Raw genomic sequence first — 21,903 nt, 5'->3', positions numbered from 1 at the left:
GACTCTAGAGCTTGCCGTATTTCTTTTCGAAGCCCGCAATATCGTCTTTCGCCAGATATTTCGCCTGATCAATCCAGGCATCGCGGGTTATGCGACCGCTGAAGCTTTCGAGGTATTGATCCACTTCGGCTATGTCTTCGGCCGTCCAGGTGGCAATCTGGTCAAAGCGCGTAACACCAAGATTGTTAAGCAACGCATCGAGTTTCGGCCCAACGCCTTTGATTAGGCGCAAGTTATCGGGTTCGCCAACGGCGGCAGCAATTTTTGGTTTGCCAGCCGGCGGGGGTGTCACGACCTCTGCAACAACCGGCTTTTTGCGCGGACGCGGTGCCGGTGCCGGGGCAGGTTTTGGAACAGCGACTGCAGCGGCAGCGGCCGGTGCATCGGGCGTTGGCGCAGGAGCAACTGGCTCAGCCGTTGATGGAAAAGCCTCACCCGCTTTCTCGAGCAAGCCATCATTGGCATCAAATCGCTCGGATACGCTGTCGTCCCGTCCTGATGCTGCCCATGCCCAAAAAGCAGTCGCAACGCCTGTCAGCAATGCGATTAGGAACAGCAGCCAATTTGCAGAAATCAGCGTGATCATGATGTAAAACCCCTATATTTCAATGTATTCAACCGATGTTTATGATAGCAACCAGTGTTGCCGACATTAGACTTCTTCGCCGTCACGGCCCCAGATAAGCCAACCGATGCCGAGCCCAATTGCAAAAGTTATGAGGAGTAGCAACAGGCTTTCGATGAGTAGTGGCATGATTTATTCTCCCTGTTGCCCGGCGGCATCATTGTTACCGCCGTTTGCCGATTTGGCCTGCACTTTAAACTCGATGCGCCGGTTTTGCGCGTCTGCAGCTGCGCCGGACCCGCTGGCCAACGGTTTTTCAGCGCCATAGCCGGTTGCCGTAATTACATCCGCTGCGATACCGCGTTCTGCCAAGCCTTTGGCTACCCGGTCGGCGCGTTCCTGCGACAGGATCTTGTTGACTCCGGCATCGCCATTATCATCGGTATGACCGCTCACTGCAATGGCCAGACCAGCGCATGGTTTGAGCGCCGCCGCCACTTCATCAAGCAATTTGTTCGAGGCCGGAGACACATAGGCGCTGCCTGACCGGAAGCTCAGCTTTTTGCCTTCAATAGTTTTATCGACGCCATCCTGACATTTGGCGATCTTTTCCTGCGTCGCAGGGTCATTGGCATTGGCCTCATCGCCCGCTGAATTTTTGCCGGAGGAAGCCGCCGCGACATTGATATCACCTGCCCAGCGCGCGCTGGATACTCCGGGAACAGCCAGTACTGCAGCCATTGCCTTTTGTTTGACGTCATCTGCAACATCACCGTCCAGGATAGCGGTGCGCGATAGTGGATCGCGGGCAAATGCCACTTTGACACCATCCATGCCCTGCGCTGTCAGTTCCGTTTGTGATTTTTGTTCCAAGCCGGAAATCAGCTTGTCACCCGTTGCAACATGCCCAACAAATGCGAGCAGCGCTGTCGCCGCCGCGCCTGTCAATATTTTGCCCCCAACATCCATGGCCATAGCTTCACCTTCATCATCGTGAATATCGTTCTACACGATTTTTCTGATTGATCGGGTAAAATGACGGAAAACTAATGGTGAGTCCAGTTGGTGTAGGCCCGGGACCATTTAAAAATACGTCCAGTTGCGGTAAAATTGTCCCCATATGAGACAATCACTTAGCAAATAGGGTTAATATTTTAACGCATTTACCGGCCTGTCGAATCAACTCTTGCCGGAACCGGGCGATCTGCTGGCAGCCAGATTGTTCAGCTTCCTGAATTCCTGCCGCCAGAAATCACCACCGCTGCCAGCCAGCCCGTCGATATTGCTGAAGTTAAATCCACCCAGATATTTATCGCCCCGTAATTTCTGGCCGAATGCCGCGACAGCAATGGCAAAAGCCATGTCGCCGCTGGGTTTTTGCGCGTTTCGCAAGTCCCGTGCAGCGATCTGCCGGCTAATCAACCGCGATGTATCACCGCCCGGCAATTTGTAGCGCAGCTTCACATTGGCCATCTCACCCTTAAAATCCGGCTGCCATTCAACCACCCGGTTTGCCGGATAGCGGCGTTCCGGCAGCCAACCGGATGATCGCGCGGGCATGATCTCGTAGAGCGCGGTCACCTGATGGCCTGCGCCAATATCGCCGGCATCGATACGGTCATTGTCAAAATCTTCCTCGGCGAGCAGGCGGTTTTCATAACCGATCAGGCGATATTCCTTCACGTGCTCGGGGTTAAACTCAATCTGGATTTTCACATCCTTGGCGATGGTGAACAGGGTCGAGCTCAGCTCTTCGCCGAGGACCTTCTGTGCCTCCATCGCGCTGTCGATATAGGCGTAATTGCCATTGCCGACATTGGCGATGCCCTCCATCAGCTCGTCGCGGGTATTGCCGCTGCCATAGCCGAGCATGGTCAGGTTTACGCCCGATTCCCGTTCTTTCGCGACGATCTTTTTCAGTTCGTCAGTGTTCGACGTGCCAACATTGAAATCACCATCCGTGGCCATGATGATCCGGTTGATACCGCCCTTGAGAAAATTCTGCCGTGCGGTCGAATAAGCAAGCTTCAGCGCATCGCCGCCCGCGGTGGAACCGCTGGCATAGAGGCAATCGACCGCCTCTTTCACATGCGCCTTGTTCGAGGTCGGCGCGAGCAACAGGCCGACGGTTCCCGAATAGACGACAATCGATACCCGGTCATCGCTGCGCAGTTCATTGGCGAGCGCGCTTAGCGTCGATTTCACCAGCGGCAATTTGTCCTGGCTGTTCATCGATCCCGAAACATCGACCAGAAACACCAGATTGGCGCGGGGCCGCTCGGCGCTGTCGACATCATAACCGCGCAGGCCGATGCGCAACAAGCGGCTGGCCTCGTTCCACGGCGTTGTCGATATATCGGTTGAAACGCTGAACGGAACGTCGCGGCTCGTTGGTCGCGGATAATCATAGCGGAAATAGTTGATCATTTCCTCTGTCCGCACAGCGGCTTGCGGCGGCATCTGGCCGTCATTCAGGAAGCGCCGGACATTGGAATAGCTGCCGGTGTCGACATCCACGGCAAAGGTTGAAACCGGTTCGTCGGCCACCCGCTTGATGCTGGCGACGTCCTTGCCATCATATTTTTCCTGGTCCTGCGGTTGCGGTTGCGGGCGCGGATAGGGGTAAGGATAAGGCGCGATCCGGCTTTCCTGCGCCACCGCGCCGCTGGCAATCGCCTTGCTGGCGGGTGCTGGCGCGATTGATGGAGGAGGTGGTGGCGGCGGCGGAGGCGGAGGCGGAGGTGGCGGAGCCATCGAAGGCTGCGTCCTGACCGCGCCCGTACGCGCACGATTGCCGCTAACGGCCTGCCGCTCATATTGCGGCCGGGCAAAAATGCTGCAATTGACTGGATTGACCACCGGTGGCCGCGCAATAGAGCGCGCATCAGCCGCAGGAGCGCTCGGCGCGCCGACCAGCCCGATCGCGGCCAGCCCGCAGAGTGCTTTTGAAAAAATATGATATTGCCGCATGACAGTCCCTCCCAATTCAACCCTGAGACCAAAGGTGCCGGAGTAAAGGTGACTGGAATGTGAACGAATGATATGTTGTTACATTTTTGGGGGCGATAGCTATTATGCTATGGGGGCCATTAAGAGATTGGGGGTTGTTTCACCTGTCGCCGTAGCTACAGACATGGAAGCCAGAACCGGGCACAAGCTTGCCCCGGCAAAACGCGGCCCGGCGCCGCAGGGAACGGCTAAGGCAAAAATATGGGTTTAGAGTTTAGGGGTTATTGCAACTGTCACCGTAATTCAAGTTTCAATTCAGCCATCTAACAACCCCTCAAGCGACTACGCCAGTTAACCTACGATTACACATTTTTTAAGACCAAATGGCGTCGCCACCTTCGCGGCCTTCAACGCCCTTGCCAAACGGTCACTAAGGAAAAACGTATCTCTGATCTGGCTATCAATCCAAATATCTGAGCCTTTTAGGGCTTCTTGCCCAATTTGCAGCATATTATCCTTCAAAATAGTCGGAGCGGCATGCCTTACAGGTGGCTCCGGATAATTTGGCGTCGGATTTCTTCCTCCGCCATAGTATGCCTGTTTAACATTCCCGAAATTAAGGCAAAACCATTTGTCTCCGATCGGTGTCTTGCGATCCTTGCGAAACACGTTTGTCGGATAAAGATTACAGCCGCCCAGATCAAACTGGCGCATCACATCAGCAACCTCGCCGGAAACTACCCAATAGCCGTAGGCGTAGAAAAGATGCGGCAAATTTTCGTAATTAGTATTTGCATCTTTTGCGACGAAGATTTCATCAGGAAAATATTCTTTGGAAAGAGCCTTACCTTGTGGATTTTCTTTTGCTGCAAGTAAGGATTTTTGCTTATTAATCTCCCCGCTTTCTGCCAAATCATGCCTGATCGGTCGCAGCATAGCCGGATTTATCATGGCATTGCTCGCCCACACGATTTCCTTACTCATGCCGGTATCTTCCTTTTTTCTAGATTACGGTGACAGTTTACTAAATACATGCCGCCCTCCCGAATTTTTGACAAAGCTGACCACCCGCAGTGCCACCGCACCGCGCCCAAACTCTATCAATTTTCCGCAAGCCACCCAAAGAATCACGCACGAACAACAAACTCCCCTGATTGCACCATGTCATCTGGAGATATTATTGCAATATCTATTCTTTGGTTTTTTGTAAAATTCGCGTTCAGGTAACTAGTGATGCATGATTTGACATTAACGGCCATGAATAAGTGAAAACTTATGCTGCCATCATTCGAATTACGGTGACAGTTTGATTACGGTGACAGTTGCAATAAACCCCAGAAATTACGGTGACAGTTGCAATAACCCCAAACTATTATCGCCCCTGCATTTGGCTCGGCTTCCCCGCATCGTTATCCTCGGCATCCCGCATCATGTCGCCCAGCGCGGGAATAGGCGCGAGAAGACATTTTTTGAAGATGGCGACTACGCGCTTTATCTCGATTTGCTGGCAGAGGCAGCGGCCATGGAAGCCAGAACCGGGCACAAGCTTGCCCCAGCAAAACGCGGCCCAGCGCCGCAGGGAAAGGCTAAGGCAAAAATATGGGTTTAGGGGTTATTGCAACTGTCACCGTAATTCAAGTTTCAATTCAGCCATCTAACAACCCCTCAAGCGACTACGCCAGTTAACCTACGATTACACATTTTTTAAGACCAAATGGCGTCGCCACCTTCGCGGCCTTCAACGCCCTTGCCAAACGGTTGCTGACGAAAAAAATATTAAATATTTTTGCATCAATCCAAATGTCAGGCCCAGATAAAGCAGAACTTCTGACAACAAGCTGCCCATCCTTCAAAATTGTTGGGGCATTCCAACGATCCGTAGTACCACTGCCGAATTTGCTGACCGCCGTTGATTCATTTCCTATAAATGCCTGCTTAACATTTCCGAAATTGAGGCAAAACCATTTGTCACCGATCGATGTCTTGCGATCCTTGCGAAACACGTTTGTCGGATAAAGATTACAGCCGCCCAGATCAAACTGGCGCATCACATCAGCAACCTCGCCGGAAACTACCCAATAGCCGTAGGCGTAGAAAAGATGCGGCAAATTTTCGTAATTAGTATTTGCATCTTTTGCGACGAAGATTTCATCAGGAAAATATTCTTTGGAAAGAGCCTTACCTTGTGGATTTTCTTTTGCTGCAAGTAAGGATTTTTGCTTATTAATCTCCCCGCTTTCTGCCAAATCATGCCTGATCGGTCGCAGCATAGCCGGATTTATCATGGCATTGCTCGCCCACACGATTTCCTTACTCATGCCGGTATCTTCCTTTTTTCTAGATTACGGTGACAGTTTACTAGGGTCCAGACCCATTAACGGGATTCCCAAAGTGATATAATTGTGATTCAATGTCTTGAGCAAGGAGGTATTGGATATGTCTGATTTCTTTTGGTTTTCGGATGAGCAGTGGGCGCGGATTGAGCCGCTTTTGCCGACGAAGACGCGCGGCATACTGCGTGTCGATGACCGGCGCGTGCTTTCGGGGATTGTCCACGCGTTACAAAGCGGCGGGCGCTGGAGTGATTGTCCGCCGGTTTATGGGCCGAAGAAGACACTCTATAACCGCTTCGTACGCTGGGCCGAGCGCGGGATATGGGAAGATATCTTCAGTGCTCTGGCTGGAGCCGAGGGCGTACCAGACAGGCTGTTCATCGACAGCAGTTGCATCAAGGTCCACCGGACTGCCGGAGGCGCAAAAGGGGGCCTTGGCCAATGGTATCGGCCAGACACGGGGCGGCCGGAACACCAAGCTCCACGCCATCTGCGATATAAAAGGAAGACCCTGTGTCCTCCTGCTAACGCCCGGGAACGTGCACGATATGAAGGTCGCCAAGCAGTGTATCGCGGCAATGCCACCGTCTGCTGAACTGGTTGGCGACAAAGGATATGACAGCAATGATCTGCGCGACTGGCTCGCCTCTCGTGGTACCACCGCCGTTATCCCGCCCAAGCGGCATCGCAAGGTCAAACTTGACTGCGATCCCGCCATCTACAAACAGCGCAATGTCGTCGAGCGCATGTTCTGCCGCTTCAAGGACTGGCGTCGTGTCGCAACACGCTTCGACCGCAATATCAAAACCTTTATGGCAACCATCGCCATAGCTGCTACCGTAATCTGGTGGCTATAATGAGTCTGGACCCTAAATACATGCCGCCCTCCCGAATTTTTGACAAAGCTGACCACCCGCAGTGCCACCGCACCGCGCCCAAACTCTATCAATTTTCCGCAAGCCACCCAAAGAATCACGCACGAACAACAAACTCCCCTGATTGCACCATGTCATCTGGAGATATTATTGCAATATCTATTCTTTGGTTTTTTGTAAAATTCGCGTTCAGGTAACTAGTGATGCATGATTTGACATTAACGGCCATGAATAAGTGAAAACTTATGCTGCCATCATTCGAATTACGGTGACAGTTTGATTACGGTGACAGTTGCAATAAACCCCAGAAATTACGGTGACAGTTGCAATAACCCCCAAACTATTATCGCCCCTGCATTTGGCTCGGCTTCCCCGCATCGTTATCCTCGGCATCCCGCATCATGTCGCCCAGCGCGGGAATAGGCGCGAGAAGACATTTTTTGAAGATGGCGACTACGCGCTTTATCTCGATTTGCTGGCAGAGGCAGCGGCCATGGAAGCCAGAACCGGGAATTACGGTGACAGTTGCAATAACCCCCAAACTCATCCTCATCCTTTTCAATTAGACATCAGTTGCAACATTCCCCGGTTTACACCTCATTGCCCCTTCTCCCTCGAGGGAGAAGGGGGTGAGAATATCGAAAAAGCGAAGTTGCGTGTGTTTGGAACACCGTGAGGATGCCCGGCTAACCTGCCCCTATAATTCGCACCCGCCCAAAGCCCTAAACCTTGACCAGCATCTTGCCCGTGTTCGCGCCGGTAAACAGCCCGATAAACGCGTCTGGTGCTTTTTCCAGCCCGTCCATCACCGTCTCGCGGCTCTTGACTTTGCCCGATGCGATCAGCTCGGCCATGCCCGCATTAAACTCGGGGACTTGCGCGGCGAAATCGGGGTAGAGGAAGCCTTCGATCTTGATCCGCAGGCCGATGATCATCGTCAGATATTGCATCGATTGGGGTTGCTGCTCGTTGTAAACGTCGATCATCCCGCAGACGGCCACCCGCGCGCGTTCGTTGGAACAGGCGAGCGCCGCATCCAGATGCTCGCCGCCGACATTGTCAAAATAGACATCGACGCCGGATTTGCCGAGTTCCTTGAGCGCAGCCCGCAATTGGGGCAATACCGGGCCGGATTTATAATCCAAGCAAGCATCCGCGCCGATTTCTTTGACCCAGGCGCATTTGTCTGCGCCGCCGGCTGACCCGATAACGGTCATGCCCTTGGCCTTGGCGATCTGGACGACGGTGGAGCCAACCGCGCCAGCGGCTGCCGATACAAAAACCGTTTCGCCTTCTTTGGCCGCGCCGACATTGAGCAGGCCAAACCAGGCGGTGCCGCCGGGCATGCCGATGATCGAGAGCCAGTGCTGATCGGGGACGCCCAGATCAGGAAGCTTGACGGGCGGCATGCCGCCTTCGGGAGGATTGCTGCCGCCAGCGACGACCGTATCGCGCCATCCCGCCATATGCAGAACTTTGCAGCCGACCGGATAATCGGCATTATTGCTTTCGGTAACTTCGCCAACAGCGCCGCCGGTCATCGCTTCACCAAGAGCAAAGGGGGGCGCATAGCTTTTCACGTCATTCATCCGCCCGCGCATATAAGGGTCGACCGAAAGCCAGCTATTGGCAATGCGAAACTCGCCTTCGCCCAGCGGCGCATCGGCTGCTTCGATCATCTGGAAATTATCCGCCACCGGGGTTCCGGTGGGGCGACTTTTGAGGGCCCATGCACGCATATTATTTTCCTTTTTCAACTGGTTCAACTTCTGCTGTAGCGGCTATTTACCAAATGCACCAACTGCCTTCTCGCAACCTGTCGCGCACCCTAACGCAAACAACCGCGCCTGTTTTCGGCCCCTATCCGCCCCTCGAAAACGCCCAAACCGCCAACTTCCGCGATTGCGACATTTGCCCAGCTCACGCTGCGCGGCACTTTTGCAACTTTTGCCGCCATTCAATCCCTCGAGGAAGCTTCCCGCTCCACTTCCCGCCAACCGATATCGCGGCGGCAAAATCCGCTGGGGAAATCGACCTTGTCGACGGCGGCATAGGCTTTGGCCTGGGCTTCGGTGACGTTTGCGCCCAGCGCGGTGACGTTTAGCACGCGCCCGCCATTGGCCACCAGATCGCGGTCCACCACAGCGGTACCGGCATGGAAAATCTTCGCGCCGACTTTCTCCGCATCGCGCAGGTTGCTTATCTTGCCGCCGGTTCCCGGGTTGTCAGGATAGCCATCTGCGGCCAAGACCACGGATAGCGCAGTTTGCGGGTTAAACACGGGTTCAGGAATTTCCCCGAGCTCGCCCAGCGACGTGGCAATCAGGATGCGGGCGAGGTGACTTTCGAGCCGCATCATTAGCACCTGACATTCCGGGTCGCCAAAACGGACATTATATTCAATCAGTTGCGGGCCGGTTTCGGTGAGCATCAGGCCGGCGAACAACACGCCATTATAGGGCGTGCCGTCTGCCGCCAGCGTATCGATGGTCGGCTGGATGATCTCGTCCATCACCTGCTGTTGCAGCGCCTTGGTCAGCACTGGAGCGGGACTATACGCGCCCATGCCACCAGTATTCGGGCCGGTATCGCCGTCACCGACGCGTTTGTGATCTTGTGCGGTGCCGAAGGGAACGACGGTGTTGCCATCGGTGATGGCAAAGAAGCTCGCTTCCTCGCCGGTCAGAAACTCCTCGATCACCACTTCTGCGCCCGCTTCGCCGAAGCTGCCGTGGAACATATCCGTAATCGCCTTGGTCGCCTGATCCCGGGTTTCGGCGATAATCACGCCTTTGCCGGCGGCAAGACCATCGGCCTTTATTACGACGGGAATCGAAAAATCATCGAGAGCGGCCAAGGCTTCATCGGCCGAAGCGGTCCTGACATAGGCGGCGGTCGGTATCCCGGCGCGTTTGCACAGGTCTTTGGTAAAACCCTTGGAGCCTTCCAGTTGCGCGGCGGCTTTATCAGGGCCGAACACCAGCAGATCGGCGGCACGAAGATAGTCGGCGATACCGTCGACCAGCGGCGCTTCTGGGCCAACCACCACCAGTTCCACCTGATTGAGCTGACAAAAGGTTACCACTGCTCCGTGATCGGTTATATCAATATCGGCGAGTTCTGCCTCCTGCGCGATGCCGGGATTGCCGGGTGCGGCGAACAGCTTCTGGGCATTTGGGGATTGCGCCAGCTTCCAGGCCAAGGCATGTTCACGGCCACCAGAGCCGAGTAACAGGATATTCATGGACGATTCCCTCTCATTAGACGCCAAACTTCTAGCGGAGACCAATCAAGGCGACAATGCCCCGCCGCTATCCGTTTCGGAAATTTCCGGATCGCTGAAGCGCGTGGTCGAGGATCGCTTTGGCTATGTGCGGATACGCGGCGAGATTTCTGGCTATAAACGCGCGGCTTCCGGCCATGTTTATCTGGCGTTGAAGGACGACAAGGCGGTTCTGGACGGCGTGATGTGGAAGGGCAATGCGGGGCGCTTGGCCTTTGCGCCCGAAGACGGAATAGAAGTGGTCGTGTCCGGCAAGCTGACTACTTATCCGGGGCGTTCCAAATATCAGGTCGTGATCGACAAGATGGAATTGGCGGGCGAAGGCGCGCTGATGCAGCTTTTCGAAAAGCTGAAAGCCAAGCTTGCCGGAGAAGGGCTGTTTGATGCGGACCGCAAGCGCGCAATTCCTTTTTTGCCAAAGACCATTGGCGTGGTGACATCGCCGACCGGATCGGTGATTCGCGACATATTGCACAGACTGGCGGATCGCTGCCCAAGCCACGTCATTGTCTGGCCGGTATTGGTGCAGGGCGAAGGTGCAGCCAAACAGATTGCGGCGGCGATTAATGGTTTCTCCAACATGCCAGAGGATGGAGCGGCAGAGCGGCCTGATCTGGTTATTGTTGCGCGGGGCGGCGGTTCGATTGAGGATTTGTGGAGTTTCAACGAGGAGGAAGTGGTGCGCGCGGTGGCCAATTGCTCCATCCCGCTGATTTCAGCAGTCGGCCATGAAACCGATACCACGTTATGTGATTTTGCCGCCGATCTGCGCGCACCAACGCCGACCGCTGCTGCCGAAATGGCGGTTCCGGTGCGTGCGGAATGGCTGGCATCGCTCTCCGAATCAAAGGCGCGGATGGCGCGTTCGGTGCAACGCGGGCTCTCGACAGCGCAGGAGCGACTGGAAGCGCAGCGCCGGCTGATGCCCGCCCTCACCGATCTGCTTCGCCCGCATCAGCAGCGGTTGGATGAGCTGTCCGAAGCGATGAAATATGCGCTGGGCCAAGCGATATCATCAGCGCGCAGCCGGTTTTCCCTGTCCGATGGCGCTTTAAAACCGGCTGTATTGCGGCGTTATCACGACCGGGCGATGGAACGACTGGAAGCGGTTAAACTGTCTCCGGCCCTGTTGACCAAACGCGTGGGCGAAGCTGCCCAGCGGCTAGATGGTCTTGCGCGCCTGCTCAATCAGGTTTCTCCAGACGGCCCCCTAAAACGTGGCTACGCACGGGTATCGTCAGCGCGAGGCCAGTTTATCGGCAGCAGGGAGGATGCGCTATTTGCAGGCGCAGTCAATCTCCACTTCCATGATGGCACAGTGGATGCCGAGATTGTCGGCGCGGCAGTCCAAACGAGTCGGCCAAGGGTGGCTCCCGATAACCCATTGGTGACCGAAAAACAGGCGTCGCAACCTGCGGCCAAGCCCAAACGAGTCAAAAAACCGGCGGATGACAGGCAACAGGATTTATTCTAGGCGCAATTTTTGTTAATTGATTCGCTACAGTTCATAAGCTGTAAATGGTCCAGGGGGTAGTTTCACGCTCATGTTAATGTCCAATCGAAACAAGGCTGCGAAGCTTCATTACATGCCCAACGGCTTCCGGCCGCTGTCCAATGGCGACCATGTGATTTGCGCGGTCTCTGGCGAGAAAATCGCCCTGGAAGAATTGCGCTACTGGAGCGTTGAAAAGCAGGAGCCCTATGCAACGGCCCAGATTTCCGCTCGCGCCCATTCGCCGGAAGGGAAATAAATATGCAGATGTTAGGCGCTGTTTCCCGTAAAAAGGTAAAACTATTACTCGGTGTCGGCATTCTTGCGGGCGTCGCTATTCCCGCTGCCAGCGTCTGGGCAGAATCCAATAGCGCGACCGACGCAAATGCGGCCGGGGAATCGGAATTTCGCCAAGCGGTAAAATTCGGTTTTTCCGGCGAGGCTATCCAGGGCGGAGTGATGATTGGCGATGCGCCTGCTGGCACACGCAGTCTGACTTTTGAGGGTGAGCCTATTCCGGTCGATGAAGACGGCAAGTTCATTATCGCGTTTAACCGCGATGCCGGGCAGGCGGCCAATTTGGTTGCAACATTGGAAAATGGCGAAACAGTGCGCAAATTCATCAATATCGCCCCGCGCAACTGGAAGATAGAGCATGTCGCAATCAACCGGCGGGCGACCACCAGCAGCGCCGCATTTCAGGCCCGGCGCGCACCGGAGCTAGCCCAGATCAATGCAGCAAGGCGCGTGGTCAGCGACAGTAAGGGCTGGAAACAGACTTTTATCTGGCCTGTCAAAGGGCGCATCTCCGGGATGTTCGGCAACCAGCGCGTCTATAATGGTGATCCAGGCAGCTATCATAGCGGCATGGATATTGCTGCGCCAAACGGTACCTATTATGTAGCCCCGGCAGACGGCGTGGTGACGCTGGCCGCATCGAGCCCGTTTACGCTTGAAGGCAATCTGCTGATGATCGACCACGGTATGGGTCTCAACAGCGCCTTCCTGCACAGCTCGGAAATATTGGTGAAACAAGGCCAGCAAGTGAAGCGCGGCGAGCCTATTGGCCGGGTCGGCTCAACCGGCAGTGCAACCGGCCCGCATCTCCATTGGTCGATGAAATGGAACCAGGCGCGGATTGATCCGATATTACTGACAGGTCCGCAGGGGTAGAACGCTCTCTACTTCTTACGAGTGCGGCCCTGTTAGTTGACTAGCCGTATGACCTTGAAGCCCCGCCCATCATTAACTTTGGCGAGGAAGCTTCCCAGTGCAGCCCGTTCAATAGTAATGCTGTCCCCGGGTTTCGGTTGCCGCATAGTGCTTCTGGGAGCATCGGTCTGCTGCCAGACAGCGCCATCTTCGAGCGTGATCAACCATTTGCCACTACGAGATGTTTTTGCACTTTTGATGACGCCATCAATCTGGGCAATATCGCTGCCTTCATCGCCATCGCCGCCGAACAGGTTTATCCGGGGCAGGGAAAGGCCGAACAACCCTTTCCGCGCTTCCCGAACTTGCTCGCGATCGGCAATGACTACCTCGTTGTTGGTCTGTGCCGTTTCAAGGGCCGCAACCTTCGCATCATAGCACGCAAGCCGAGCGCTGGCATCCGGCAGTGTTTTGCATGCGATGAGGTCGGTGTATAATGCTGGCGGTGCGGTTAGCCTTTCTTCTTTGGTCTGAGCCATTGCAGGTATAGCGAAAAGCAGCGCTGATCCCGCCAGTGCACTGGCCATTAAACTTTGTTCGCATTTTTCCCATACCATCTTAAAACTCCAAATTTGATCATTGCTCGTCGCGATTTTGCGAAACTTACCAGATCGGAACCTTTAGGCAATCGAATGTTAATGATGGCTTGCCGGAATGCGCCGACCAAAAAATACGAATCGTGCAGAGCATCATTTAGCCACCGATTTGGCGAAGCCTCACTGTGACAAAATAGTAACATTATATACAAAAACTGCCTTCGTCCATGAACAGAAGCTTTACAGCGCCGCAGCCATGTTGCATCTGCGGGCCAATTCGGTGGAAAAGTCCGTGCGTTTGGGGCGTGCTGATTTTCACCGGCTAACAACCGGGGGTTGCCCATACTGGTCAACCTCGCCAGAATAAGGGACTGGAATAAAATGAGAAAATTTACAAACCTGAAAGCGTCTGTTGCACCAATGGTGCTCGGAATCGCCATGGTTTCTGCTCCTGCATTTGCGCAGGATCAAGACGCGCAAGAAGCAGACGCTGTTGAGCAAAACACCATTATTGTTACTGGTTCGCGCATCAGCAACCCGAACCTTGAGCTGTCCAGCCCTGTTGGCGTTGTGACGTCTGAAGAGCTTGAGCTGCGTCAGACCAACACCGCTGAACAGTTCCTTCGCGAACTGCCTTCGGCAATCCCGAGTGTTGGTTCTGCTGTGAACAACGGCAACGGCGGTTCATTCTTCGTCAACCTTCGTGGTATCGGTTCGGTCCGTAACCTTGTCCTGCTTGACGGACGCCGCTTCGTTCCTGCTGACACAACCGGTCGTGTCGATCTTAACAACATTCCATTGGCTGTTATCGAACGCACCGACGTTCTGACCGGTGGTGCGACTACCACTTATGGTGCGGACGCCATTTCCGGTGTTGTCAACTTCATCACCAAGCGTGATTTTGCCGGCATCGAATTAAATGCTTCTCAGCAGATCACTGAACAAGGTGACGGTAACGTTTTCCGTACCGATTTGACCATTGGTGCCAATTTTGACGACGGACGCGGTAACGTGGTTCTGAGCGTTGGCTACCAGGATCAGGATCCTGTTCTTCAGGGCGACCGTTCTTTTGGTGCTGATAACGTTGGTTCTTTCACCGGTCGGGCATCGGGTTCTTCGAATGCCGTTCCTGCGAACATTGTTTTCAATGCGTTGCGCGACCCAACCAGCGTTTGTGACATGGCATTGTTTCCAGTTGCAGCAAACTGTCCTCTGGTTGTAGGCAGCGTAAACCCTGCCAATAACGGCCGTCGCACAACCTACAACGGTTTCGGATTTACCCCGAATATTGCTCGCCAGATCAACCAGACAGGGACCGATCTTGAGGCTTCTTTCAACCCGAACCCGTTCAACTTTAACCCGTTCAACCTTTATCAGACTCCATTTGAACGGTTTAACATCTTCGGTTCGGCGCGTTATGAGATCAACGAAAATGTTGAGCTCTACTCGCAGGCTGTTTTCTCCAAGAATACGGTTGCAACGAAAATTGCGCCAGGTGGTTCATTCTTCAACGTGTATCAGTTGAACCTGAACAACCCGACGATTCCTGAAGCAATTGCTCAGCGTTTTGGTAACGGTTTGGGATTATTTGGTGCAGCTTACACCGCTGCGCGGACCACGCCATTCGGCCCAACTTTGGCTGACGGTTCAGCTAACCCGAATTACGTAACTTTCTCGTCACAGGTCCGTCGTCGTACGGTAGAAGTCGGAACACGTGACTCCGAATATACGTCCACCTTGTTCAACCTCGTCGTGGGTGCTCGTGGTGCAATTACCGACAATATCAACTATGATATCTCGGCAACATACGGCGAGAGTGAGCGGATTCAACGCCAGAGTGGCTTTGCCCGTTTCAATCGTTTGCAGAATTCCCTGCTTTCACTGCCAAACGGTCAGTGTGTCTCCGGCAGCGGTGACGGCTGTGCGCCGATCAACCTGTTCGGCGCCGAAGGAAATCTTGGTCCTCAGGCTGCACAAGATTATGTGTTCAACCTCACACAGCAAGTGATCACCGGAACAAGCATCGCAACGGTTAACGGTAACATTACGGGTGACCTAGGGTTCGGTTTTTCCGAGACTCCAATTCAGTTTGCTGTCGGTGGTGAATATCGTGCATTTACTGCAACCCGTTTGTCTGACGAAGCTTCGCAGACACCTGGCGCGGTTGTCGGCGGCGGCGGTGCTGCTCCAGACATCAATGGTTCATATGACGTATATGATGCCTTTGGCGAACTGAGCATTCCGGTGTTTGAAGGCGAGTCTTTTGCTGAAAGCCTGACCATCGACCTGGGTGCCCGTTATTCGGATTATTCGACTGCTGGTACCGAGTTCACTTGGAAAGCTGGCGGTAGCTGGGAAGTGATTCCCGGTCTGACCTTCCGTGGTAACTACCAGCGTTCGTCACGTGCGCCGAACATTGGTGAATTGTTTACGCCAGTGTCTACCGGATTGAGCAACCTTGCCAACGATCCTTGCCAGGGTCCTGTCGCTCCAACCGGCAATCTGCTTGCTGCTTGTTTGGCCCAGCTTCCTGCCGGAAGCCCTGGTATCGCAGCGATTACAGCAGGTACGCTTGCGCCGCCTGCTGCTGGTCAGATCAACGTCACGACCGGTGGTAACCTGAACCTTGGAACGGAAACAGCAAAAACCTGGACAGTCGGCGTAGCCTTCCAGCCTGATGCTGTTCCTGGCCTCTCGGTGACCGTTGATTACTTCAACATCGACATCACAGGAGCAATTTCTGCTCCAACACCTGGTGATGCGATCGCTGCCTGTTTCAACGCACCATCTGCGGCCAATCCTTTCTGTTCGCAGCAGTTTATCTCTCGTAACCCGTTCACTGGCGGTATCGATGGTGACCCTGCTTCGACAAAAGGCTTGATTCTCCAGCAGAGCAACCTTGGTGCAATCGCGACAGATGGTATTGATCTGAGCGTTCGTTACAAAACAGACCTCACCGACATGATCGGCCTCGCGCTGTCATTCGATGGTACCTGGACGAACAGCCAGACTTTCCAGGCTTCGCCAACAAGCATCAACCGCGAGTGTGTAGGCTTCTTCTCCGTCAACTGTGGTTCACCGCAGTCTGAGTTCAGCTTCTCACAACGGACGTCGCTGACATTTGACGAAGATTACACATTGTCATTGCGCTGGCGCTACCTGAGCGGCATTGAGCAGGAACCATTGGACATCGCTGAAAACGGCGCTGCGTTCATCGGTAACTCTCCATTGTTCGGTGATGTTGACTTCACCAGAATCCCTGCGGAAAGCTACTTTGACCTTTCCTTCCAGTGGGATGTCACCGAGAACGTATTGTTCACGCTTACCGCGCAGAACCTGTTCGATAACAAGCCGACTGTTGTTGGTAACGACATTGGTTCAACATCGTTCAACAGCGGTAACACATACCCATCGTCTTATGATGCCCTGGGTCGTCGTTATGGCGCGAGCGTTAAGTTCAGTTTCTAATCTTTACGATTGGATTGAAAACAAAGAGGGCGGGCCGTTTGGTCCGCCCTTTTTCGTTGGCATCAATGCCTCGATTTGTTACCCGAGGTCCTTTCCAGGATTGGAGTATTGAGTATGAATTTTCTGCATAAATCTGTCGGAACACTCTTCTGTGCCGCGCTGTTTGTGGCTGCAACTGGTCATGCTCAAGAAACGGGCAAACCCGCTGTTGTTGCTACAGCTGCCGACGCCAAAGATAAAAAGCCGCGCAAGATAACAGATCGTCGGCATCCGGATTATATTCGCTGCCGGAGTGAGCCTATCATTGGTACTTTGGCAAAGAAGCGTCGGGTTTGCATGACAAATAAGCAGTGGGCCGCGCATATCCAGGAAGGCAATAAAAGAGCGAATGAACTTATGGATGATTTCGCTGGCGGCATGCGGACCGACGTGCCCTGAACAAGTCTGTTTTAGGAGCGGACGTTGTTCTAGGTTCTCCGGGATAAAAACCGTTTTCGGTCCGTCGAAACTTGACGAAATGGATGGGCTGATTATAAAAAAGCACTTCAGCGTCATAGCGGCGTCAAACCTCTAAGTGCAATTCCAAGTGAATTGCCTGACGCCAGAACGTTTTTCGGCCGCATTTGGAGATTTAACATGAAGATTTTTTTTCTGGCAATTGCCTCGACTGCTCTTCTTGTGGCACCCGCGCTAGCCAAAGATAAGGATGCTGTGAAAGCGACAGAAGTGGCCAAGAAGGCGGAGAAGCCGAAAAAAATCACGGACCGCAGTCATCCCGACTATATACGGTGTCGGTCAGAACCAATCATAGGGTCTCTCTCTCGAAAAAACCGCGTGTGCATGACCAATCGGGAGTGGGTTGCCTACACGCAGAAGGGCTCTGCTGAGTCCCGTGAGATGCTGGAAGGACTGCAGTCGGGAGCAAATTCTAGCAATTGATCAGTGATCGATGGATTGCCGTGGGGTGAGCATTCCGGATTTCGCAAGCAAGCGGGGTGATAGCTTCGATATCCCGACCAATATTTCTCGGAGTTGTGCCCGGTTCTGCATGTCTCGCGTTAGTCGCTGCGACTGCTGATGCTCGACAAACCGACACCATCCTTCAGCTAGCCAATTTCCTTTGTTAGAGTTAATTGTCGAAACGGCCAAACCGATAACCGACCGAAATAGTTCGGACTATGTTCGATGCAGATCTGGGTCCATTGTTGGTTCGCGGGCGAAAAAGTGTCGGGTATATATAACCGATCAGCAATGGCCGGAATTTGGCCGTTCAGGCTATCAATATACGAAGGAACCTCTTGAGTACATTCAATCAGCGACGAACAATAACGGACTGTAGCTCAAGGTTTCGCCAAGATATGAACAGCAATATTCGCGCCTTTTGACGCTTCTCATCAGATCAACTTTGAGCCGATTTCCATTTCGATGCCTTGGCTTTTCGCGACCGCTTCGGCCCAGTTTGATACCATCTCAATCTCCGCACCGTATAGCTCCTCCATTCTGTCCTGCTCCCGCCTTCGGGCGTCGGCATCAAAAATTTCTCCGCTCACCGCCTGGTCGAGTTTCGAATGACTGTTAAAGGCTGGCCCATCAAGGCACTGGCCAACCGTTTCTGCATCCATGTCCAGATTGAACAACAGGCTAAGCGCCTCCAGTGTTTCACGCCGATGCACTAGCAAACTGTCGCTATCAAGCGTCTTGACCCTGTCGCTACCGATTAGTGCGATGATCTTCGCAAAGGCTGCATGCTGCGAAAGCCATCCGATCGCAGCGACCTGCAAATCGGTGAGTTGCAGCAATTCTTCCTGCGAAAAACCGCCGATAGCGTACCCGTCTTTGAGTGTGCCAATCAGGACGTCGCGAACCCAGATGCGACCCCACATCTCCTTTTTCGCGATCGACTTGAGATAAGATTGAAGCGGAGCATAAAGCAGCAGGGCCTTGGAATCCGGCCGCGATTTTAGTGCGGGAATGGCCAAAGGTGTGCAGATATTCGATGGCTTGATAATGATTGCCTGATCATCGCCCATCGGCCTTGCCAGAAGTTTCAACGATTGATCGAGCACGGCGGCAAGTTTCCGAGGGTCTGCCCCGCGTCTGCGCCAGCCAATCATATCGTTAAGGACAACAGGCTCCTTCAACCCCATTGCAATGCCAGGCATATCAAACGCGCGGGCGAGCATCGTCGAGCAGCAATAAGCGGAATGGAAAATAAAGTGCACCGGCGCGGTCTTGATAGCAGCTTGCCCCACATTTGCGCGGTCGATAAACTCATACTGATCGACATTCGGTAAATGCTTATCGGTAATGAACGTGCAATTGCGGTGCACCTCCCTAGGGACATCGATAAATCGAAAGCCATCCGCAACTTCGTCATAGCGGTGTGCCAAATAATCCGCATTGCCGATGATTTCGGCTTGTCTTGTCACTTTGGCCATTGCTGCATTCTGCCCACTCAAGCTGCGATGTGCAAGATCAAGCTGCTACCGTTGCGACCGGCTCCATCTTCAGTGCACCGTCGCCTTCATCAATCTTGACAACACTATCATCCGGGACTTCGCCGCGCAGGATAAGGTCAGCCAGCGGGTCCTGCAGATATTTCTGGATCGCGCGTTTTAGCGGCCTTGCGCCATATACGGGATCATAACCCACGCGGCCGATCCAGCGTTTGGCAGCATCGGTCAATTCCAGTTTAATCTTGCGATCCTCGAGCAATTTTTGCACCCGCCCAACCTGAATTTCGACAATTGGCGCCATATGTTCCTCGGCAAGACGGTGGAACAGGATGATTTCGTCTAGCCGGTTTAAAAATTCGGGACGGAAATGGGCGCGGACAACGTCCATTACTTCAGGCTCAACATCCCTGACCTTCTGGCCATCCTTGAGATTAGCCATATACTGGCTGCCAAGGTTGGACGTGAGGATGATCAGCGTATTGGAAAAGTCCACCACGCGGCCCTGGCCGTCGGTCAGGCGACCATCGTCGAGTACCTGTAGCAGCACGTTGAAGACATCGCCGTGCGCCTTTTCGACCTCATCGAACAGGATGACCTGATAGGGCCGCCGCCGCACCGCTTCGGTGAGGACGCCACCCTCATCATAGCCGACATAGCCCGGAGGCGCGCCGATCAGGCGGGAAACGCTGTGCTTCTCCATAAATTCGGACATATCAATGCGGACCATCGCCTGGTCGTCATCAAACAGGAACCCGGCAAGCGCCTTGGTGAGTTCGGTTTTGCCGACGCCGGTGGGGCCGAGGAACAGGAACGAACCGAGCGGCCGATTGGGGTCTTGCAAGCCTGCGCGCGAACGGCGCACCGCAGCCGATACCGCCTCGATCGCGTCCTTCTGGCCGATCACCCGCTTGCCAATCAGGTTCTCCATATCGAGCAATTTCTCGCGCTCGCCTTCCAGCATCTTGTCGACAGGAATGCCGGTCCAGCGCGACACGACGGATGCAATATCTTCACTGACGACTTCCTCGCGGAGCATGGCTCCGTCGGTCGCGCCACTGGCTTCTTCCAGTTCCCGGGTGAGATCTGGAATTTTTCCGTAACTCAGCTCGCCCGCCTTGGCGAGATCGCCCGCGCGTTCGGCTTGCTCGAGCTCCAGTCTAGCCGCGTCAAGCTGCTCTTTCAAATGGGCTTCGGCGTGGATCTTGTCTTTCTCGCCCTGCCAGCGCGTGGTCAATTCGGCAGACTGTTCTTCGAGATCAGCCAGTTCCTTCTCGAGCGCTTCCAGTCGCGATTTGGATGCGTCGTCCGTTTCTTTCGAGAGCGCCTCGCGCTCAATTTTCAGCTGGATGATCCGCCGATCAAGATTTTCGATTTCCTCCGGTTTGGACTCCACCTCCATGCGGATGCGCGAGGCCGCTTCGTCCATTAAATCGATGGCTTTGTCGGGCAGAAAACGGTCTGAAATATAGCGATGCGACAAGGTTGCCGCGCTCACCAGTGCGCCATCGGTGATCCGCACACCATGATGCAGTTCGTATTTTTCCTTCAGGCCGCGCAAAATCGAGATGGTATCTTCCACTGTCGGTTCACCAATAGTGACAGGTTGAAAGCGCCGTTGCAGGGCAGGGTCTTTCTCGACATATTTCTGATATTCATCCAGCGTGGTTGCGCCGATGCAATGCAGTTCGCCGCGCGCCAGAGCGGGCTTGAGCAGATTGGAGGCATCCATCGAGCCTTCCGATGCTCCCGCGCCAATCAGCGTATGCATCTCGTCAATGAACAGGATGATCTCGCCATCCGCGCCGCGCACTTCATCGAGCACGCCCTTGAGCCGTTCTTCGAATTCGCCGCGATATTTTGCCCCCGCTATTAGCGAACCCATATCCAGTGCCATCAACCGGCGGTCCTTGAGACTATCGGGCACGTCGCCGTTGGCAATGCGCAGGGCAAGTCCCTCTGCAATCGCGGTTTTCCCCACGCCTGGCTCCCCGATGAGAACCGGATTATTCTTGGTCCGCCGCGCCAGAATCTGGATCGTGCGACGGATTTCCTCGTCGCGACCGATGACCGGATCCATCTTGCCGTCACGCGCCGCTTGGGTCAGATCGCGCGCATATTTTTTCATCGCGTCATAACGGTCTTCTGCTGAAGCGGTATCCGCGGTTTTCCCGCCGCGCAGTTCGTTGATTGCAGTGTTCAGCCCTTCGGAAGTCACACCGGCGTCGGTCAATGCCTTGCCGGCAGCGGTGTCCTTGGAAAGCGTGAGCGCCAGCAGCAACCGCTCGACGGTGACATAGCTGTCACCGGCTTTTTCCGCGATCTGCTCGGCCTGATCCAGCACCCGAACGGCATCATTATTCAGCCCCGGCGTCTGCTGCGCGCCACTGCCAGAAACCGCTGGAATTTTACCGAGAGCTTCGTCCACAGCAAGATGCGCTTGTTTGGCATTACCGCCAGCCCTGGTGATCAGCCCGGATGCCATGCCTTGCTCATCTTCAAGCAGCGCTTTGAGCAAATGGGCTGCGGTAATCTGCTGATGGTTCATGCGAATGGCGACGGTTTGCGCGGATTGCAGGAAGCCTTTGGCGCGGTCGGTAAATTTTTCCAAATTCATAAGCTGGTCCCGTTTTATCTCAATATCTTGTCATGAATATGGTGTTGTATACATGCAACACAACCTTCAAACATGACTTTTTCTCTTCCATTAATATGGTAAGCTGGCTCTACAGGTAAA

Annotated in this window: 19 protein-coding genes; 9 read left to right on the top strand and 10 right to left on the bottom strand. The window is 54.2% G+C overall.

Features of this window, described 5'->3' with window-relative positions; genetic code table 11:
• Nucleotides 1-4: 4 nt before the first annotated feature.
• The 4 genes from HF685_RS07355 to HF685_RS07340 form a co-directional block, all read right to left on the bottom strand.
• Entirely contained in the window at nucleotides 5-586 is a 582-nt protein-coding gene (locus HF685_RS07355) for a hypothetical protein (RefSeq protein WP_246218799.1), read from the bottom strand.
• A gap of 171 nt (nucleotides 587-757) precedes the next feature.
• Nucleotides 758-1,540, bottom strand: coding sequence for an OmpA family protein (locus HF685_RS07350; protein ID WP_168818962.1), 783 nt, complete (start codon nucleotides 1,538-1,540; stop codon nucleotides 758-760).
• 204 nt (nucleotides 1,541-1,744) lie between these two features.
• Nucleotides 1,745-3,535, bottom strand: coding sequence for a vWA domain-containing protein (locus HF685_RS07345; protein ID WP_246218798.1), 1,791 nt, complete (start codon nucleotides 3,533-3,535; stop codon nucleotides 1,745-1,747).
• 330 nt (nucleotides 3,536-3,865) lie between these two features.
• Entirely contained in the window at nucleotides 3,866-4,498 is a 633-nt protein-coding gene (locus HF685_RS07340) for a hypothetical protein (RefSeq protein WP_168818961.1), read from the bottom strand.
• Between the two features lie 403 nt (nucleotides 4,499-4,901).
• Here HF685_RS07340 and HF685_RS16100 point away from each other — a divergent pair, with 403 nt between their 5' ends.
• Complete coding sequence (locus tag HF685_RS16100; RefSeq protein WP_211051435.1) at nucleotides 4,902-5,123, top strand: hypothetical protein; 222 nt, start codon at nucleotides 4,902-4,904, stop codon at nucleotides 5,121-5,123.
• Nucleotides 5,124-5,196: 73 nt separating this feature from the next.
• Here HF685_RS16100 and HF685_RS07330 read toward each other — a convergent pair whose 3' ends face one another.
• The gene (locus HF685_RS07330; RefSeq protein WP_168818960.1) at nucleotides 5,197-5,832 is read right to left on the bottom strand and encodes an imm11 family protein; all 636 of its coding nucleotides are present in this window, start codon (nucleotides 5,830-5,832) and stop codon (nucleotides 5,197-5,199) included.
• A 118-nt stretch (nucleotides 5,833-5,950) separates the two neighbouring features.
• Here HF685_RS07330 and HF685_RS07325 point away from each other — a divergent pair.
• Nucleotides 5,951-6,704, top strand: a protein-coding gene (locus tag HF685_RS07325) for an IS5 family transposase (protein ID WP_168818399.1) whose coding sequence is annotated in 2 segments (ribosomal slippage) — nucleotides 5,951-6,282 and nucleotides 6,281-6,704 — 756 coding nt in all. Because the reading frame shifts where the segments join, the coding sequence is not laid out codon by codon here.
• Between the two features lie 376 nt (nucleotides 6,705-7,080).
• Nucleotides 7,081-7,398: a hypothetical protein gene (locus tag HF685_RS16095; RefSeq protein WP_211051432.1), complete on the top strand. Its 318-nt coding sequence runs from the start codon at nucleotides 7,081-7,083 to the stop codon at nucleotides 7,396-7,398.
• A 46-nt stretch (nucleotides 7,399-7,444) separates the two neighbouring features.
• On the opposite strand, the gene HF685_RS07315 is transcribed toward HF685_RS16095, so the two are convergent.
• Nucleotides 7,445-8,461, bottom strand: coding sequence for an NADP-dependent oxidoreductase (locus HF685_RS07315; protein ID WP_168818958.1), 1,017 nt, complete (start codon nucleotides 8,459-8,461; stop codon nucleotides 7,445-7,447).
• A gap of 218 nt (nucleotides 8,462-8,679) precedes the next feature.
• Entirely contained in the window at nucleotides 8,680-9,966 is a 1,287-nt protein-coding gene (gene purD / locus HF685_RS07310; protein WP_168818957.1) for a phosphoribosylamine--glycine ligase, read from the bottom strand.
• Between purD and xseA the strand changes: the two genes are divergently transcribed.
• The 3 genes from xseA (at nucleotide 9,965) to HF685_RS07295 (ending at nucleotide 12,670) form a co-directional block, all read left to right on the top strand.
• Nucleotides 9,965-11,479 carry an exodeoxyribonuclease VII large subunit gene (gene xseA, locus HF685_RS07305; RefSeq protein ID WP_168818956.1) on the top strand — a complete coding sequence of 505 codons (1,515 nt, stop codon included), beginning with the start codon at nucleotides 9,965-9,967 and terminating at the stop codon, nucleotides 11,477-11,479. The genes purD and xseA overlap by 2 nt on opposite strands.
• Before the next feature lie 70 nt (nucleotides 11,480-11,549).
• On the top strand, nucleotides 11,550-11,756 hold the full coding sequence (locus HF685_RS07300; protein ID WP_168818955.1) for a DUF2093 domain-containing protein: 207 nt from the start codon (nucleotides 11,550-11,552) through the stop codon (nucleotides 11,754-11,756).
• A gap of 2 nt (nucleotides 11,757-11,758) precedes the next feature.
• Nucleotides 11,759-12,670 (top strand): M23 family metallopeptidase, encoded by a 912-nt coding sequence (locus HF685_RS07295; RefSeq protein WP_246218797.1) that lies wholly within the window; start codon nucleotides 11,759-11,761, stop codon nucleotides 12,668-12,670.
• Nucleotides 12,671-12,702: 32 nt separating this feature from the next.
• Here HF685_RS07295 and HF685_RS07290 read toward each other — a convergent pair whose 3' ends face one another.
• Nucleotides 12,703-13,188 (bottom strand): hypothetical protein, encoded by a 486-nt coding sequence (locus HF685_RS07290; protein ID WP_211051430.1) that lies wholly within the window; start codon nucleotides 13,186-13,188, stop codon nucleotides 12,703-12,705.
• A gap of 438 nt (nucleotides 13,189-13,626) precedes the next feature.
• Here HF685_RS07290 and HF685_RS07285 point away from each other — a divergent pair, with 438 nt between their 5' ends.
• From HF685_RS07285 to HF685_RS07275, 3 genes are all read left to right on the top strand, one after another.
• Nucleotides 13,627-16,713 carry a TonB-dependent receptor domain-containing protein gene (locus tag HF685_RS07285; RefSeq protein WP_168818953.1) on the top strand — a complete coding sequence of 1,029 codons (3,087 nt, stop codon included), beginning with the start codon at nucleotides 13,627-13,629 and terminating at the stop codon, nucleotides 16,711-16,713.
• 75 nt (nucleotides 16,714-16,788) lie between these two features.
• Complete coding sequence (locus tag HF685_RS07280; protein WP_211051426.1) at nucleotides 16,789-17,151, top strand: hypothetical protein; 363 nt, start codon at nucleotides 16,789-16,791, stop codon at nucleotides 17,149-17,151.
• 198 nt (nucleotides 17,152-17,349) lie between these two features.
• Complete coding sequence (locus tag HF685_RS07275) at nucleotides 17,350-17,652, top strand: hypothetical protein (RefSeq protein WP_168818951.1); 303 nt, start codon at nucleotides 17,350-17,352, stop codon at nucleotides 17,650-17,652.
• A gap of 455 nt (nucleotides 17,653-18,107) precedes the next feature.
• Here HF685_RS07275 and HF685_RS07270 read toward each other — a convergent pair whose 3' ends face one another.
• Nucleotides 18,108-19,151 (bottom strand): hypothetical protein, encoded by a 1,044-nt coding sequence (locus tag HF685_RS07270; protein ID WP_168818950.1) that lies wholly within the window; start codon nucleotides 19,149-19,151, stop codon nucleotides 18,108-18,110.
• A gap of 37 nt (nucleotides 19,152-19,188) precedes the next feature.
• A complete protein-coding gene (gene clpB / locus HF685_RS07265; RefSeq protein ID WP_168818949.1) occupies nucleotides 19,189-21,783 on the bottom strand; it encodes an ATP-dependent chaperone ClpB in 2,595 nt (864 codons plus the stop codon).
• Nucleotides 21,784-21,903: the final 120 nt, after the last annotated feature.

Source organism: Parasphingorhabdus halotolerans (assembly GCF_012516475.1).
Lineage (GTDB): Bacteria > Pseudomonadota > Alphaproteobacteria > Sphingomonadales > Sphingomonadaceae > Parasphingorhabdus > Parasphingorhabdus halotolerans.
The sequence above is the reverse complement of the archived record's forward strand: the minus strand, read 5'-3'. Positions and strand labels throughout refer to the sequence as shown.